The organism is Vibrio viridaestus (genome assembly GCF_003856525.1).
In the GTDB taxonomy this organism is placed as follows: Bacteria; Pseudomonadota; Gammaproteobacteria; order Enterobacterales; family Vibrionaceae; genus Vibrio; species Vibrio viridaestus.
The window spans coordinates 93,913-108,716 of sequence record NZ_RJVQ01000005.1; the positions used below are offsets into that span (position 1 = coordinate 93,913).

General features: G+C 43.6%; 16 protein-coding genes. 5 read left to right on the forward strand and 11 right to left on the reverse strand.

Translation table 11 applies throughout. From position 1 onward, the window contains the following. Positions 1–81: 81 nt before the first annotated feature. The 5 genes from EES38_RS12735 to cysM form a co-directional block, all read right to left on the reverse strand. A complete protein-coding gene (locus EES38_RS12735; protein ID WP_124937587.1) occupies positions 82–510 on the reverse strand; it encodes an Rrf2 family transcriptional regulator in 429 nt (142 codons plus the stop codon). Between the two features lie 83 nt (positions 511–593). Further along, a complete protein-coding gene (locus tag EES38_RS12740) occupies positions 594–1,664 on the reverse strand; it encodes a nickel/cobalt transporter (protein ID WP_208020441.1) in 1,071 nt (356 codons plus the stop codon). 25 nt (positions 1,665–1,689) lie between these two features. Beyond that, positions 1,690–2,340 (reverse strand): DUF1007 family protein, encoded by a 651-nt coding sequence (locus tag EES38_RS12745; RefSeq protein ID WP_243694192.1) that lies wholly within the window; start codon positions 2,338–2,340, stop codon positions 1,690–1,692. A gap of 147 nt (positions 2,341–2,487) precedes the next feature. After that, positions 2,488–2,673 carry a hypothetical protein gene (locus tag EES38_RS12750; protein WP_124937589.1) on the reverse strand — a complete coding sequence of 62 codons (186 nt, stop codon included), beginning with the start codon at positions 2,671–2,673 and terminating at the stop codon, positions 2,488–2,490. Positions 2,674–3,053: 380 nt separating this feature from the next. After that, positions 3,054–3,944 (reverse strand): cysteine synthase CysM, encoded by an 891-nt coding sequence (cysM, locus tag EES38_RS12755; protein ID WP_124937590.1) that lies wholly within the window; start codon positions 3,942–3,944, stop codon positions 3,054–3,056. A 193-nt stretch (positions 3,945–4,137) separates the two neighbouring features. Between cysM and cysP the strand changes: the two genes are divergently transcribed. From cysP to EES38_RS12775, 4 genes are all read left to right on the forward strand, one after another. Beyond that, entirely contained in the window at positions 4,138–5,148 is a 1,011-nt protein-coding gene (cysP, locus tag EES38_RS12760; RefSeq protein ID WP_124937591.1) for a thiosulfate ABC transporter substrate-binding protein CysP, read from the forward strand. An 82-nt stretch (positions 5,149–5,230) separates the two neighbouring features. Further along, on the forward strand, positions 5,231–6,088 hold the full coding sequence (gene cysT / locus EES38_RS12765) for a sulfate ABC transporter permease subunit CysT (protein WP_124937592.1): 858 nt from the start codon (positions 5,231–5,233) through the stop codon (positions 6,086–6,088). Between the two features lie 10 nt (positions 6,089–6,098). Next, entirely contained in the window at positions 6,099–6,950 is an 852-nt protein-coding gene (gene cysW / locus EES38_RS12770; protein WP_124937593.1) for a sulfate ABC transporter permease subunit CysW, read from the forward strand. Positions 6,951–6,959: 9 nt separating this feature from the next. Next, a complete protein-coding gene (locus tag EES38_RS12775) occupies positions 6,960–8,090 on the forward strand; it encodes a sulfate/molybdate ABC transporter ATP-binding protein (protein WP_124937594.1) in 1,131 nt (376 codons plus the stop codon). Positions 8,091–8,117: 27 nt separating this feature from the next. Here the strand turns inward: EES38_RS12775 and EES38_RS12780 are convergent, their stop codons facing one another. From EES38_RS12780 to EES38_RS12800, 5 genes are read right to left on the reverse strand one after another with little or no spacing between them, the layout of a single operon-like run. Further along, positions 8,118–9,353, reverse strand: a complete 1,236-nt coding sequence (locus EES38_RS12780; RefSeq protein WP_124937595.1) for an amidase family protein — start codon at positions 9,351–9,353, stop codon at positions 8,118–8,120. 9 nt (positions 9,354–9,362) lie between these two features. Beyond that, positions 9,363–10,016, reverse strand: a complete 654-nt coding sequence (locus EES38_RS12785; RefSeq protein ID WP_124937596.1) for a DUF2848 domain-containing protein — start codon at positions 10,014–10,016, stop codon at positions 9,363–9,365. An 8-nt stretch (positions 10,017–10,024) separates the two neighbouring features. After that, positions 10,025–11,305 (reverse strand): TRAP transporter large permease, encoded by a 1,281-nt coding sequence (locus EES38_RS12790; RefSeq protein ID WP_124937597.1) that lies wholly within the window; start codon positions 11,303–11,305, stop codon positions 10,025–10,027. After that, a complete protein-coding gene (locus EES38_RS12795) occupies positions 11,302–11,835 on the reverse strand; it encodes a TRAP transporter small permease subunit (protein ID WP_124937598.1) in 534 nt (177 codons plus the stop codon). The genes EES38_RS12790 and EES38_RS12795 overlap by 4 nt, the downstream gene beginning before the upstream one ends. A gap of 5 nt (positions 11,836–11,840) precedes the next feature. Then, positions 11,841–12,896 carry a TRAP transporter substrate-binding protein gene (locus EES38_RS12800; RefSeq protein ID WP_124937599.1) on the reverse strand — a complete coding sequence of 352 codons (1,056 nt, stop codon included), beginning with the start codon at positions 12,894–12,896 and terminating at the stop codon, positions 11,841–11,843. 170 nt (positions 12,897–13,066) lie between these two features. Here EES38_RS12800 and EES38_RS12805 point away from each other — a divergent pair, with 170 nt between their 5' ends. Beyond that, the gene (locus EES38_RS12805; protein ID WP_166434259.1) at positions 13,067–13,960 is read left to right on the forward strand and encodes a LysR family transcriptional regulator; all 894 of its coding nucleotides are present in this window, start codon (positions 13,067–13,069) and stop codon (positions 13,958–13,960) included. Here EES38_RS12805 and EES38_RS12810 read toward each other — a convergent pair. Then, positions 13,955–14,749, reverse strand: coding sequence for a putative hydro-lyase (locus EES38_RS12810; RefSeq protein ID WP_124937601.1), 795 nt, complete (start codon positions 14,747–14,749; stop codon positions 13,955–13,957). The genes EES38_RS12805 and EES38_RS12810 overlap by 6 nt on opposite strands. Between the last annotated feature and the right edge of the window lie 55 nt (positions 14,750–14,804).

The window sequence follows — 14,804 nt, forward strand, 5'->3', positions numbered from 1 at the left end:
TTTTTTTCCGTACCTATATATGTAACTTCAAAAGATACATTATAGAATCTAAGGAAACAACCTCAATTTACAAAGGGGATTTTACTTATGGGGATATTGGGCCAAAAATTCTTCACTAAGATCAGCTAAGGTAATTTCCGCTAATCGACGAATGAAAAGTTCTTCCGCTTCTTGGAGGACATCTTTCAATGAGGTATTAACCGCCTTTTCGACGATACAATTGGGTTTATCGTTGTCGAATCCAATGGAGAATATCTTTGGCTCTCCTACAGCCCGGTAAATGTCTAATAGCGTTACCTTTCGTAAATCACAGGCAAGTCGCCAACCGCCTCCATGTCCCTTCTCCGACTGCACGTAACCGTTATCACGAAGGCCTGCCATCGTTCTGCGAATAACAACCGGATTGGTACCTAGCATATTCGCAACATACTCTGACGTTAAAGGCGTTTCACTGCGCACCATATGTAGCAATATATGTAGCACTCGTGACAATCTACTATCTAATCTCATACAACGGGATCTCGATTCAAAGGGTTAATGCCAGAGCTATGATAGCAAATCAATCTCACTCGGTAAAAACCCTATGCACTAAGTTACTTAATTGAAAAAACGGGTGACATCCCAAAACCCGCTTGGTTTACCAAAAGTAGTCCAAAAAGAATCATAACCGCGCCTGCGAAAATTCGTAAAGATAGGGAAAGATAGGGTAATCCATTGGACCGCTCAGCCAGATAAAAACGCACCAACTTACGTCCCGAAACCGTCATTAATGCAATACTAGACGTGGTAAATGTCGTTCCCACCGCCATAAGAACCGCACTTGCTACGCCAACCCAATATTTGTCAGCAAGATGCGCGAAAAACAAAATTAAAATAGCACCAGTACATGGACGCATACCAATACTGAATATCAGTGCTAAATACTCTTTCAGACTTGAAGCGTTATTCAGTTCTTCTGCACCAGCCAAATGTTTATGTCCACAACCACAACTGTCACTGTGAATATGATGTTCATCGTGATGGTCATGATGGTCATGATGGTCATGATGGTCATGATGGTCATGATGGTCATGATGGTCATGATGGTCATGTTCTTTATGATAAAACTGTCGCACCGATTGCAACACCATATAAAACCCAAGAATCATTACACCGATGGCACTTGCCTTGAAAAAATGCTCAACTGTACCGTTTAGCTTGTGCATCGTTTCGTGAAATACAAATAGAAAGACACTGACCAAAATGATCGCCGTTAATGCCTGCACTAATGATGCTATTGCAGTAATAATTAAGCCCGCTTTCACCTTGGTCTTATGCGTTGCGAGATAAGTGCTCACAACGACCTTGCCATGACCCGGGCCGATGGAATGGAAAATACCATAGAGAAAACTGATTTCCATAAGAAGCTGCATCGCATGATTACTGTGATGAGCGGTGTACAGCAAGCTACTCATTTGATTGATAATATTACGTTGCCATTCAACACTTGTCATTAAAATGGTTGGCCATTGGTACCAAAGCAAAATACCAATACCTGAAAGACAAAGGACAACAATAAGCCAAGGTAAAACGCTACCAAGATGAGAAGAGGAAGGAGCAGCTATTTGAACTGAATCTCCTGAATGATGATGTTGCGCTGAGGCTTCTTTTTGTTGAGAGAACATAAACGTCCTTGTAATACCGAGGTAGTTAAGATTTGCACGTTATATAAAACGTTTGAGTGAACAACTGACCGAGCGTATTGTCTGGATCGGCATCAGGTGGAATTGATAATGCGTAACTAACTTGTGCCGGGGTAGGATTAGGCTGCTTAAGTTTTCCGGTACAATGTGATTGTACGTCGGCATCTAGAATCACATCGGCTTTTGTTTTCCAAGACATATCAACATAATACGTAGGATCAAAAATGCGTAATTGAAGTGGGTGCCCGTTATAAGGATAGGGTTTTGCGAGGTCTAACTCGAACTCAAGTGTCGCTTTACCTTTACTCTCAGTTAATGTTGCTTTGTGGACTTTTTCATAGCGAATCGGGGTTTTCCCGTCATAAAAGAAAGTAAAGTAATGCGTGGTCATCATATTTTCGATAACGGATGCCGCTAATTTCTTTAACGTTGCTTCTCTATGTTTAGGAGACATGTCTTCACCGTCAAACAAATAAGCCGTTGTCATCGGGTCAAAACTCCAGATCATATTAAATCCGGTTAACTGCTTATCATCCCCTTTGACATAGGTTTTCATGTCGATCCAAGAATGTGGATGCGCGGCAATTCCAGTAGAAAAAGACAGACTGGCAACAAGAACTAATGCAGAACAACACTTAAAAAAACACCTTGAGAACACGCAATAATCCTGAACTTGAAGAAATATTGGTATGTTATAACATATTAAATGAATTTCTGCGTCAAATCTCAGTGAGTTTTCTCAATACATTTTCATTTGCTGTAATCAACATTTGGCGTATTGATTAATCTCTGATTATTGAATTAATTAACGATGCAAATCGATGCCTTTAAACTCAAGTAGATTCACTTCAAATGTCGCGCCAAAATATTCAATATGAATTTTCGGCGCATCACCTTGCTGAATCTGCTCGCTAAATGTTTCCAGCAAATCGGCAATCAAGTCCCTTACTGACTGCTCGGCATTCTCTATCATCACTGTATGAGCCTTCATATGACCATTCCATTGTTTTCTACTCGTATTACTATCCATCCAGAGTTCGTAAGCTACTGCGCAAAAGAGCAACCAAACTTAGCGACTTGCTGAATATACAAATGGCTCACAGCATTCGATCTCCATAAAACCTCAGTCTTATGAAACATTGGGTTCACCTATGGTTTATTTTGAAATTTTTACATCACAATATCAAACAAAATCCATGCGCATTTAGTGGATTAATAAAACAAAGTTAGGACTTGAGTCACGTTATTATGAATAGATTTTGAAATAAAACGAGATATTGGGAATAAATTGAGATTGAGGCGAAAATATTTATTCCGAAAGGTAATTAGTAAAGAGAGCATACGCTCTCTTTGGCATAAGAATAGTTATATTTAGGAGAACAACCCTGACGATAAATAACGATCTCCTCTATCACACACGATCGCAACGACAACCGCTCCAGGATTTTTCTGTGCGATGTTTAATGCTGCAAATACCGCACCGCCAGAGCTTACCCCAGCGCAAATACCTTCATTATGTGACAGCGCAATCGCTGTTTGTTCTGCATCGGTCTGCTCAACATCGACAACTTTATCGACTCGAGTCTCATCAAAAATACCAGGCAGATATTCTTTAGGCCAACGGCGAATACCCGGGATCGAACTCCCTTCAGCTGGCTGAAGACCAACAATTTGTATGTCGGGGTTTTGTTCTTTCAAATAACGAGACACACCCATAATGGTGCCCGTGGTTCCCATACTGGATACAAAATGCGTCACTTTCTGTTGAGACTGAGACCAGATCTCAGGTCCAGTTGATAGATAATGAGCTTCGGGATTATCTGGATTATTAAATTGGTCTAATACGATGCCTTTGCCCTCTGACTGCATTTGCATAGCGAGATCACGTGCGCCTTCCATCCCCTGCTCTTTCGTCACTAATATAAGCTCAGCTCCGTACGCTTTCATCGAATCTTTTCGTTCTTGAGTCGAGTTGTCAGGCATGATCAAAATCATTTTGTAGCCCTTGATAGCTGCCGCCATCGCTAATGCAATACCGGTATTGCCACTCGTAGCCTCGATAATCGTATCACCGGGTTTGATATCACCTCTCTTCTCCGCCTGAACAATCATATTGAGTGCCGGCCTATCCTTTACAGAACCTGCAGGATTGTTGCCTTCAAGCTTAACCAACACGGTGCTGCCGTTATCTGCGACAAGTCGCTGTAAACGAACTAACGGAGTGTGACCAACATACGATTCAATGGTGGGAAAATCAGACACGTCAAGACCTCTCAATAGGATTTTAGTTAGGACTCAGAAACAACGAGTATAAAGATAAATGTTTATTTTGATACAATTATTAGCTCAAATTTATTCCAAAACGTTCTATTGATTATCTTTATTATAATCATCACTTCTCATAATCTAGGCGCTATAACATCGCTACGTCGATAATGAATCGGAGCCTCAAAAGATGAAAGTAAAGTTTGTAAAATCACTATTGTCGGGTGTATTGCTTTTAGGTAGTTCTCTCAACGCTACTGCTGCAGACCAGACTATCCTCAATGCTTCTTACGATATTGCAAGAGAGCTATTCGCAGCATATAACCCAATTTTCGCGGAGCATTGGAAAGAAGAAACGGGCAAATCCATTGAAATCAAACAGTCTCATGCCGGTTCTTCAGCTCAAGCACGTTCTATTTTACAAGGGATGCCTGCTGACTTAGTTACCTTTAACCAGGTGACTGACGTTCAGATCCTTCACGACCGCGGTAATTTAATTCCAGAAAACTGGAAAACATTATTGCCAAACAACAGCTCACCCTATTACTCAACGACCGCCTTCTTGGTTCGTAAAGGTAATCCTAAAAACATTCACGATTGGGGTGATTTGGCGAAGGATGACGTAGCATCGGTATTTCCAAACCCAAAAACGTCAGGTAACGGCAGATACACTTATCTAGCTGCGCTTGGCTATGCCCAAAAAACGTTTGGTAAAGAGAACGAAGCAAAACAAGACGCTTTCCTCAAAACATTCCTTAAAAATGTGGCGGTATTTGATACAGGCGGTCGTGGTGCGACCACATCTTTTGTGGAGCGTGGGATTGGCGACGTCCTGATCACATTCGAATCTGAAGTAAACAATATTCGTCATCAATACGGTGAAGATAAGTACGAAGTAATTGTACCTAAGACTTCCATTCTGGCTGAGTTCCCTGTTGCCGTCGTTGAAAAGAATGCGAAGAAACACAATACATTAGACGTATCTAAAGAGTACCTAAACTATCTTTACAGTGAGAAAGCACAGCGCCTACTCGCAGGTTTTAACTATCGCGTTCACAACGAAAAAGTGAAAGCAGAATTTGCTGATAAATTCCCACAAGTCGACCTTCTTACTGTTGAGCAGATTGTTGGTGACTGGGATACTGCGATGAAAACGCAATTTAACAGTGGTGCAAAATTGGACCAATTACAACGCCGTTAATAAGCTCTTCAAACAAAGCCGCTTTATCGGTATATTGCGGCTTTAATTTGCTCTTTTCAGTACTTAGCTGAGTATAATTATTATGTCTCATTCGACGACCTCTTCTAACCGTCGCCCTCAACATAAACGCGTTTTGCCCGGATTTGGTATTAGCCTTGGCGTCTCTCTGCTGTTTGTCAGTTTAGTATTGTTGCTTCCAGCAACGGGTCTAGTCATGCAAACGTCCAGCATGACTTGGTCGGAATACTGGTTCATGATTACCGATCCTCGCCTTGTTGCGAGTTACAAAGTCACCGTTCAATCCGCTTTGATAGCATCCTTGTTTAACGCTTGTTTTGGCTTACTACTTGCTTGGGTATTAGTTCGCTATGACTTTCCCGGTAAAAGGATTTTAGATGCGTTGGTCGATCTCCCTTTTGCTCTGCCAACAGCCGTAGCAGGTATTACACTAGCAACACTCTATTCATCGAGTGGTTGGATAGGTAGTCTCCTAGAACCGATTGGAATCAAAGTAGCCTATTCTCCTCTGGGCATTATTGTCGCGATGGCATTTACCAGCATTCCATTTGTTGTAAGGACAGTACAACCCGTTTTAGAAGAACTTTCTCATGAGGAAGAAGAAGCTGGCATGACTCTGGGAGCGTCTGATAGCGCCATTTTCTGGCGGATCATCATGCCATCACTTTGGCCATCTCTGATGGTGGGAACAGCGTTATCGTTTACTCGAAGTCTGGGCGAATTCGGTGCGGTCATTTTCATCGCAGGTAATATGCCTTATGTCAGTGAAATTACGTCATTAATGATCTTTGTGAAGCTTCAGGAATTCGACTTTCCCGGAGCTAGTGCTATCGCTTCGGTAGTTCTGGTGACATCGCTTGCATTGCTTTTAATAATTAACTTGTGGCAAGGTCATTACCTGCGCCGCATTCACGGACGATAAGGAATCGATAATGAAATCTCATCAGCCTTCTCGTGTCGGTGACAGCTTTTTAGTTAAATGGGGTTTAATCACTCTCGCCCTGCTATTGGTCTGTCTGCTACTGGTCATTCCCTTAATCAGTATCTTTAAACAGGCATTCGCCAGTGGTTTATCGACATACATAAGCAATTTAACCGACCCAGACACCCTACACGCTATTGGTCTAACCCTCTTTGTAGCATTATTGACGGTACCCATTAATCTGGTTTTCGGTGTCATGCTGTCGTGGGCGGTAACGCGCTTTGAATTCCCGGGGCGTAAGTTCCTCATAACCCTAATTGATATTCCTTTTGCTGTCTCACCTGTGGTCGCAGGTCTTCTTTACCTTTTGCTCTATGGGTCAAGTGGCTGGCTGGGAGAGATCTTATCCGAGCATAACTTGCAAATCATGTTCGCGTGGCCAGGTATAGTGTTAGTTACCGTTTTTGTTACGAGTCCATTTGTCGCCAGAGAACTAATCCCGCTCATGCAGCAACAGGGACGTTCTGATGAAGAAGCCGCTGTTATTCTGGGTGCTTCATGGTGGCAACTGTTTCGTCGTGTAACGTTACCCAACATTAAGTGGGCACTGATTTATGGTGTCATCCTCACCAACGCACGAGCTGTTGGCGAATTTGGAGCTGTAGCGGTGGTCTCCGGTAATATCAGGGGAGAAACCAATACGTTGCCGTTACATGTTCAGCTGTTGTATCAGGACTATCAGGCAGAAGCTGCCTTTGCCAGCGCTTCATTACTGGCCTTTCTCGCTCTTATTACGCTGGTTTTAAAAGCGTTTGTTGAATGGCGCCAAGAGCGCAATAAATCTGTCGATATCGATGAGTAAGTAACAACTATGAGTATTCGTTTAGAAAATATTTCAAAAACCTTTGGTAAATTTCAGGCCCTATCACCGTTAGACCTCAACATTAAAGATGGTGAAATGATCGGTTTGTTAGGCCCTTCTGGTTCAGGTAAAACGACGTTGTTACGCATCATCGCTGGTCTGGAGGGTGCCGATAGCGGACAGATTCATTTCGGTGAACGCAACGTCACGAACTTACACGTCCGCGATCGTCGTGTCGGTTTTGTATTCCAAAATTACGCGCTGTTCCGTCATATGACAGTGGCAGACAATGTGGCGTTTGGACTACAGGTTATGGAGCGTCGTAAACGCCCATCCCAAGCTGAAATCAAAAAACGAGTGAAACAATTACTTGAAACCGTGCAACTAGGTCATCTTGCTAATCGCTACCCAGAACAACTCTCTGGTGGTCAAAAGCAGCGTATAGCACTTGCTCGCGCTCTTGCTACTGAACCCGAAGTTTTACTCCTTGATGAACCTTTTGGTGCACTCGACGCAAAAGTTCGCAAAGACTTACGCCGTTGGTTGAGAAGCCTGCATGATGAATTAGGTTTCACCAGTGTCTTTGTGACTCACGATCAAGATGAAGCACTTGAGCTTTCTGACCGCGTCGTTGTCATGAGCAACGGTAAAATTGAACAAGTGGATGCTCCGGTTCAGCTTTATGCCAAACCCAATAGTCGCTTCGTCTTTGATTTTCTCGGTAACGTCAATATCTACAAAGCGAAGCTAGAAAATAAACGATGGGATAACGGTGCGTCTTTTATTCTTCCGCCCGAGGTGAAAGAAACTCAACAAGATGGTTTGCTTTACGTACGTAGCCACGAGATAACGCTTTCAGACAAGGACAATAGCCAGGCATCACTACCTTTTGAAATCTCTTCGATCAATCCGGTGGGGGCGGAAGTTCGCGTCGAACTGACTCCAGACGGCTGGGAAAGTGATGACGTTTGGGAAGCGAAATTAACGCATAGCAGTCTGCACGATAAAGCGATCTATCGCGGCGCAAAAGTATTTGCTACCCCGCAAATTGGTTATTTCTTTGGTAACGATGGTAATCCATCGCCCACGGTACTGCGTTGGCCATTTCTGGCTGAAGGGAATGTTAACTTCGAAATTTAATAGAATGGCGACGAAAGTCGCCATTTTTTATAAATGAGATTGTAACGTTTCTGCAAGAGTCAATAAGGCAGCATCATTACCATTTGGCATGGTTAGCAATACACCACCTACTACACTTTGTACCTTGTGAGGTAGCGATATACTGCATGCATCAAAGACGTTAGCCACACTGGTGTTTCTGAGGCACAGCAAGTTGATACGATCATAATCGGCATCACTTTCAAGGTCAGCAAATCTCGGAGCCTGAATAGCGACGGTAGGCATCAGTAAGACACTGTTTGCGAACTGCTGGCTGAACTCAGAAACAAGCTGATTTCTAAACGCCACGCTTACGGCAAATTCGTCGTCAGTAACCGATTCACCTTTCTTTATTCTTGATCGCACTCGGGGATCAAGCTCATCACTCTCTAAGTCGAAAAGAGTTCGATAGTGACGTCTGCTCTCGACAGCCGAAAAATGCCACACAGGTAAAGTCTTATACGTTTCTAATAAGTCAACATGCTCGTATATAACATCGAAACCCGCTTGCTTAATTTTAGTAACAGCATCGTTAAATAACGCTGCAATACCATCATCAATACCATCAAATCCAAAATTCGTCGGCACGATAAATTTGATGTTATCCGTCGCAATATCTTTAACCGTCTGCCCTGATAAAACTTCCCAGGCAATACGACACTCTTGCACTGAAGAAGCAATCGGTCCGACGCTATCCAAAGAATCCGAAAGCGGTAAACAACCTATCCGACTCACACTCTGTTGAGAAGGCTTAAATCCTGTTAGACCACAAAAAGCAGCGGGTATGCGTAAAGAACCACCCGTATCAGTGCCCAGTGCGATATCAGCAAAACCTTTCGCAACAGACACTGCGCCACCACTCGTTGAACCACCGGGTATGGTTAACGCATCAATTGGATTGGCCGGAGTTCCAAAGTGAGGATTCAGACCTAATCCCGAGTAAGCAAGCTCTGTCATATTTGTATGACCTACTAGCGTTGCTCCAGCCGCTGTTAATCTTTCCACCGCCTTCGCGTCTTGATCTGCAGACTCGATTCCCAGTAGTTTTGAGCCTCCAGAACTATGAAATCCCTTTACGTCAAACGTGGCTTTAATCGAAACCAGAGCCCCTGAGAGAGGCCCTTCGATTCGACTAAGTTTTGTCGCGTCAAATAATTCAGTGAAAATAGCAGGATCATCAGCACTAATCTTCTCGAACAATGAGATCAGGTCGGTATCGCGTCGTTGCCAACTGTATTGTGTCATATCGACTCCTTACGCAACCACAGATAGCTCAGTAGCGACATACTCTTTGGTAATGCGTCTTTCTAATACAGGATCGTAAGCTTCCATTTTAAATTTAGGTGTTCTACGCACCCCACCAATCGCTGCGAAGGTACCACAAAGTAACGCCCCACCCTCAGGTAATATCGACTTTTCAATCAGCTCAACTAATGGACGGATAGAGACAAGAGTGCCAGTCTGATAAAGTGTCCAACCCTCACCTTCATCTAACCAAGACTTGAGTTCGATTTGCTCAATATGGTCTTTTATTTCCTCAAATGACCACGCCTCAGCAGCAACTGGCTTGGGACAGACCTGCTTAGAATGAGCAACAGAAAACGCTTCTAATTCACGGTCGGTGTGGTCAGAAGCAATACTAAAGAAATACTCTTCACCGTCGCGTAGAATAATAGGTTCTACTTCGCCAGACGTCCCTTTACTGAGTACTTCAACTTCATCTTGCTGAGTCAACATTTGTTGAGCGACCTGATAAAACAATGGAACAGTCGAAGGAGGCGCAACACCTAACTCTGCAAGCTCGTCGATGTGTTCCTGAACAGCACTCATATTTCTCCCTGTCCAACCCGCTACAATAAGCTTCTTAACATCAAACTGCTTTGTCTTTCCGTTTACTAAAAATTCCATAATACACCTTAAAAATTATTCGGTAGGTAGAGAGAAATACTTGGGAACGCAATCAAGAGAATAACCATCAAAATCATGACAGCTACATATGGCATGCTGCCCAGAATGACATCGCTCATCTTTCCCTGCTTCCGGGAAGAGTTAACAACGTATAAATTAAGGCCTACCGGTGGCGTAATCAGAGCCATCTCCACCAGCACAATCATCAAAATACCAAACCAGATTTTGTCATAGCCCATTTGCACAATGATTGGCACAACAATAGGAATGGTTGCCACCATAAGTGATAGTGTTTCAATGAAGAAACCCAACACTACATACATCAATACGATAATAAGAAGTGTTGATAACGGACTGAGTCCCAAACCATCAATGGTTGACTGTAGTACACGTCCAATCCCTGCCGCAGTCATCGCAAAATTAAGTACATAGGCGCCAAGAACGATCAACATAATCATAGAGGTGATTCTAATCGTCCCTTTAAGTGCATCGACCAACATCGAATTGGAATAGCTTTTATTGGATACCGCAATCAATAGCGAAAAAACAACGCCGACAGCCGCTGCTTCAGTCGGTGTTGCCCACCCAAGATAGATAGAACCCACGATACTGAACAGCAATACCAGAATAGGAACTAACTGAGGTAATGAGCTAAACTTTTCTGTCCAACTACTGTATTGACGTGGACCACCCAGCTTTGGCCAGATAACGCACAACAAGATAGTTGTAAGCATGAACATTAATGCCATACCTAATCCTGGTACGATGCCAGCAAGAAACAGTTTCGGTACTGAGCTTTCTGTTAAAAATCCATAAACGATCAAGTTAATCGAAGGTGGAATCAAAATCCCTAACGTACCACCGGCAGCAATAGAGCCAGTAAATAGTTTTTGGTCGTACCCGAGCTTAGTCGCCTGAGGCGTTGCGACGGTAGCAACCGTTGCCGCCGTTGCAACCGATGATCCGGATGTCGCAGAGAACATGGTCGATGTAGCGATATTCGCGTGAATCAAACCACCGGGAAGCCAGGCCACCCATTTATTCAGTGCCATGTAGGTGCGCTCTGCAACGCCACTGCGCAGCAGTATCTCACCAATCAAGACAAATAATGGTATTGCAATCAAAGTCGCATGATTCGAAGACGACCAAAGTACTTGTCCTAACCCTCTCATTAAGGGAAAGAAGCTGTAAAACTGATCAATACCAAATGCCAAAAGAAATAAAACTATACCCACAGGTATGCTCAACGCGAGCAATCCTAATAGGCCGGTCGTGGTAAAGAGAATCATACTTCTGACTCCGTGCCAATGACTCTATCTACTTGATCAAAGCGACGAGTAAAAAATAAAGATAGACCTACTAAAAATAAAAGCGTTGAAGAGATCGCAAACCAGATCCAACCAGCAAACCAAATAGACTGAGGAATGATCAACGGTGTCTCGAGTGCCGTATTGGCTAATGCGCCCGAACGAAGACTTTTGTCGATGACGGAAACCACTTTGGTCGCAACATAAATAGCGACAAAAGATACAGATGCGATCGCAATTAAATCAAAGACACAACGAAAACTTTTGCTCGTCTTATCCCGTAAAATATCGATACGAACATGAGCGCGATTCAGGAGTGCATAACTGATGCCCCAACTTGAGATCGATGCCATCAAGTAACCCGAAATTTCGTCAGAACCCGTAAAGTGAACACCCATGGCCCGCATTAAAATTTCAGCGCAGATGAGGCCCACGCCGGCAAGCAGTGCTATGCCGGCGATAATTGCAACCCAATCATTAATACGCTTTAACATAGTAATAATAAGGTTCATATTGATTAGCCTTTTTTCGCTGTCAAACCAACAACCTGACCTACAGAGTCATTCCACTCTTTAGTCCATTTTTCGCCAGCACGGTCAGACCAATCAGGAAGAACTTTCTCTTCGACCATCTTACGCGCTTTTTCTTTGTCAGCGGTTGATGGTTCAACCAGTTTTAGATTACGCGTATCCCCTTTACTACACTCACCGTTGCCAGTCAGACACGCGACATCTTCCTTAACAGAGACAGCCGCATCTTTCCAAACTGGCTCTTCAAACTTGGTTGTTACTTCTTTTTGTAAGAACGCTTGCTGCTCTTTTGATAGAGCGTTCCACTTATCCATATTCATAGCTGTTACGACAGGATCCCACCCACCAATCGGCAGAGTAACCAAATGAGAAGTCACTTCCCACCAACCAGCGCTGTAGCCTGAACCTGCGCCCGTTACTGCACAGTCGATAATGCCACGTTGTAACGCTCCTGGGACTTCACCGAAACTGATGTTCACACTCTGAGCTCCTAACGCTTCAAGGAATTTAGCGGTCATACGTCCAGACGCACGAATTTTCTTACCCGCAAGGTCATCCAGCGATTCGACTGGCGCCTTACAGAAAATAACTTGCGGTGGATACGGCGCAATAGCCAATACTTTCGAGTTAAATGTGGAAGCGTAAATTTCGTCAACCATTGGGCGGGCTGCATCGACAACTTTCTTGAATTCATCAACCGTTGTGGCAATCAATGGAACATCCAATGCTTCTAACGCCGGTGCATCTGATACAGCGTAATCAGCGACTGTCATACCGACATCGAACACGCCGTCGCCTAACATGCGGAATACGTCTCCACCACCAATACCCATCTGATCATGCGTCGTCATTTGCACCGCAAAATCATTATTGCTATCGGCTGGCAGTGTCTCGGTCCAAAAAGGTTTTTCAAACTGTTTATCTAGCGGCAGACTGCTCCAGCTTCCCACAACAGAAAGTGTTTGTTCGGCAAGCGTTGCACCTGAAAAACAGAGCGTCGCTAGTGCCAGAGCTGAAGTTTTCTTGGAAAGAATATGTGTCATAGATTGATTCCCTTCAATTACATTTAATGTGAATCTTATTTCACCCGTAAATCACACTTGATTTACCCCTAGTTTTCATTTCATTAACAATAAAGTCAAATCATCATTTTTTTTCTGATATTATAAATTCAATTTATCACCTTATGCCCGGCGTAAAACAAGGAAGTAAGATGACCTTCGAACAGTTAAAAACATTTTTACGTGTTGTAAAACTTGGCGGCATTCGTAAAGCTGCACTTGAGATGAATATCACCCAACCTGCGATTTCAACGCGTATTACTACTTTAGAAGAAGAACTCGGCGTACTTTTGCTGAACAGACAAAAATCGGGGGTAACACCAACAAAAGAAGGCCTGTTGCTCATGGCCCATGCCGAAAAAATTGAGGCGAATATTGCCCAGATAAAAACAGATTTAACCCCGACAGACGAGGTCGTGGGTGTGTTAAGGATTGGTGTCGCAGAAACTATTGCTCGGTCCTGGTTGTCTGGGTTCTTAGCTGACATACGCAAAACATATCCCAAGTTAGTCGTTGAACTGTCCGTTGACGTCTCGCACAACTTGAGAGAACTTTTGCTTAATAAACAAATGGATATGGTCGTGTTAATGGGCCCGTTACCTGAGGGAAATGTCGAGAACCTGATGCTCCCGCCCTTTGAACTTGCATGGTACTGCGCATCATCCATTGATGTCTGTGATATCCAATCGTACCCAATCATTTCCTTTCCTCGTCTATCACGCCCATATCAGGAATTAATGTCCGAACTCCTTGAGCGCTATGGCGATACTGGTCAGATATTCTCCTCGACAACCCTGTCTACGAGCCTCGAAATGGTCTCATCAGGTATTGGCGTAGGAATTGTTCCTGTCTGTTTAGCTCGTCCCTTGGTCAAGGCTGGAAAAATAAAAACCTTTGACCCGGGTTGGAAACTTTCTGACCTTCAATTTACAGCTTCTTACTTAAATGACCCTAAAGACCATTTGGTGTCACAGATAGCTAAATTCGCTGCAGATAATGCACAAAAATACGCTGAGCAGCAGCTATCTGATGGTGAACTTTTATAAAAAGGCGTATTCATTATTGAGTCGGTTGGTGATCAACATTTTTCCGGGTGCATGAGTGATACAAAATGGTGGTTTACTATTTCGGATAACATTTTGCGGTGTGACACCGCAGGCCCAAAATACTGGCACTTCATTTTCATAGATCGAAACAGGCTCGCCATACTGCGGCTGAGAAATATCCTTGATTCCAATTAAAGCGGGATCACCAAAATGAATTGGCGCGCCGTGGGCCATCGGAAAACGACTGGTAACCTGAATCGCGCGAATTGCGTCGCTAGGGATAAAAGGACGCATTGAAACAACGTAATTTCCACTGAACCGACCAGCCGGTTTGCAGGCAATCGACGTATCGTACATTGAAACATTGGTATTTTGCTCAATATTCCTTACTTTTAAACCCGTTTGCTGCAGCGCGTCTTCAAAGGAGAATGAGCAGCCTAATACAAATGTCACAAGGTCATCACGCCAATGTTCATTCAGGTCATTTACCGACTGTTCGAATTTCCCATCACGAAATATATGAAACTCAGGAACATCGGTGCTGATATCAATTTCTGCACCTATTTCAGGAAGGTATTTGGAGCCGGGATCCGTCATGCCGATGAGTGGACATGCGACAGGGTTACGCTGACAAAACAGCAAGAAATCAGTAGCCCAATCGGCAGGCATAATAGCGAGATTTGCCTGTAAGTAACCTTTTGCCAACCCGCTGGTTGGCCCAGTATGTTGGTTGGAACGAATAAGTTGTCGCAACTCAGATAGAGAGAGCGAGGAAAGATCACGAGACATACAACCGCTCCTTGGTATCGATTATTCATTCAAGATACGTTTGAAAGAGCAATAA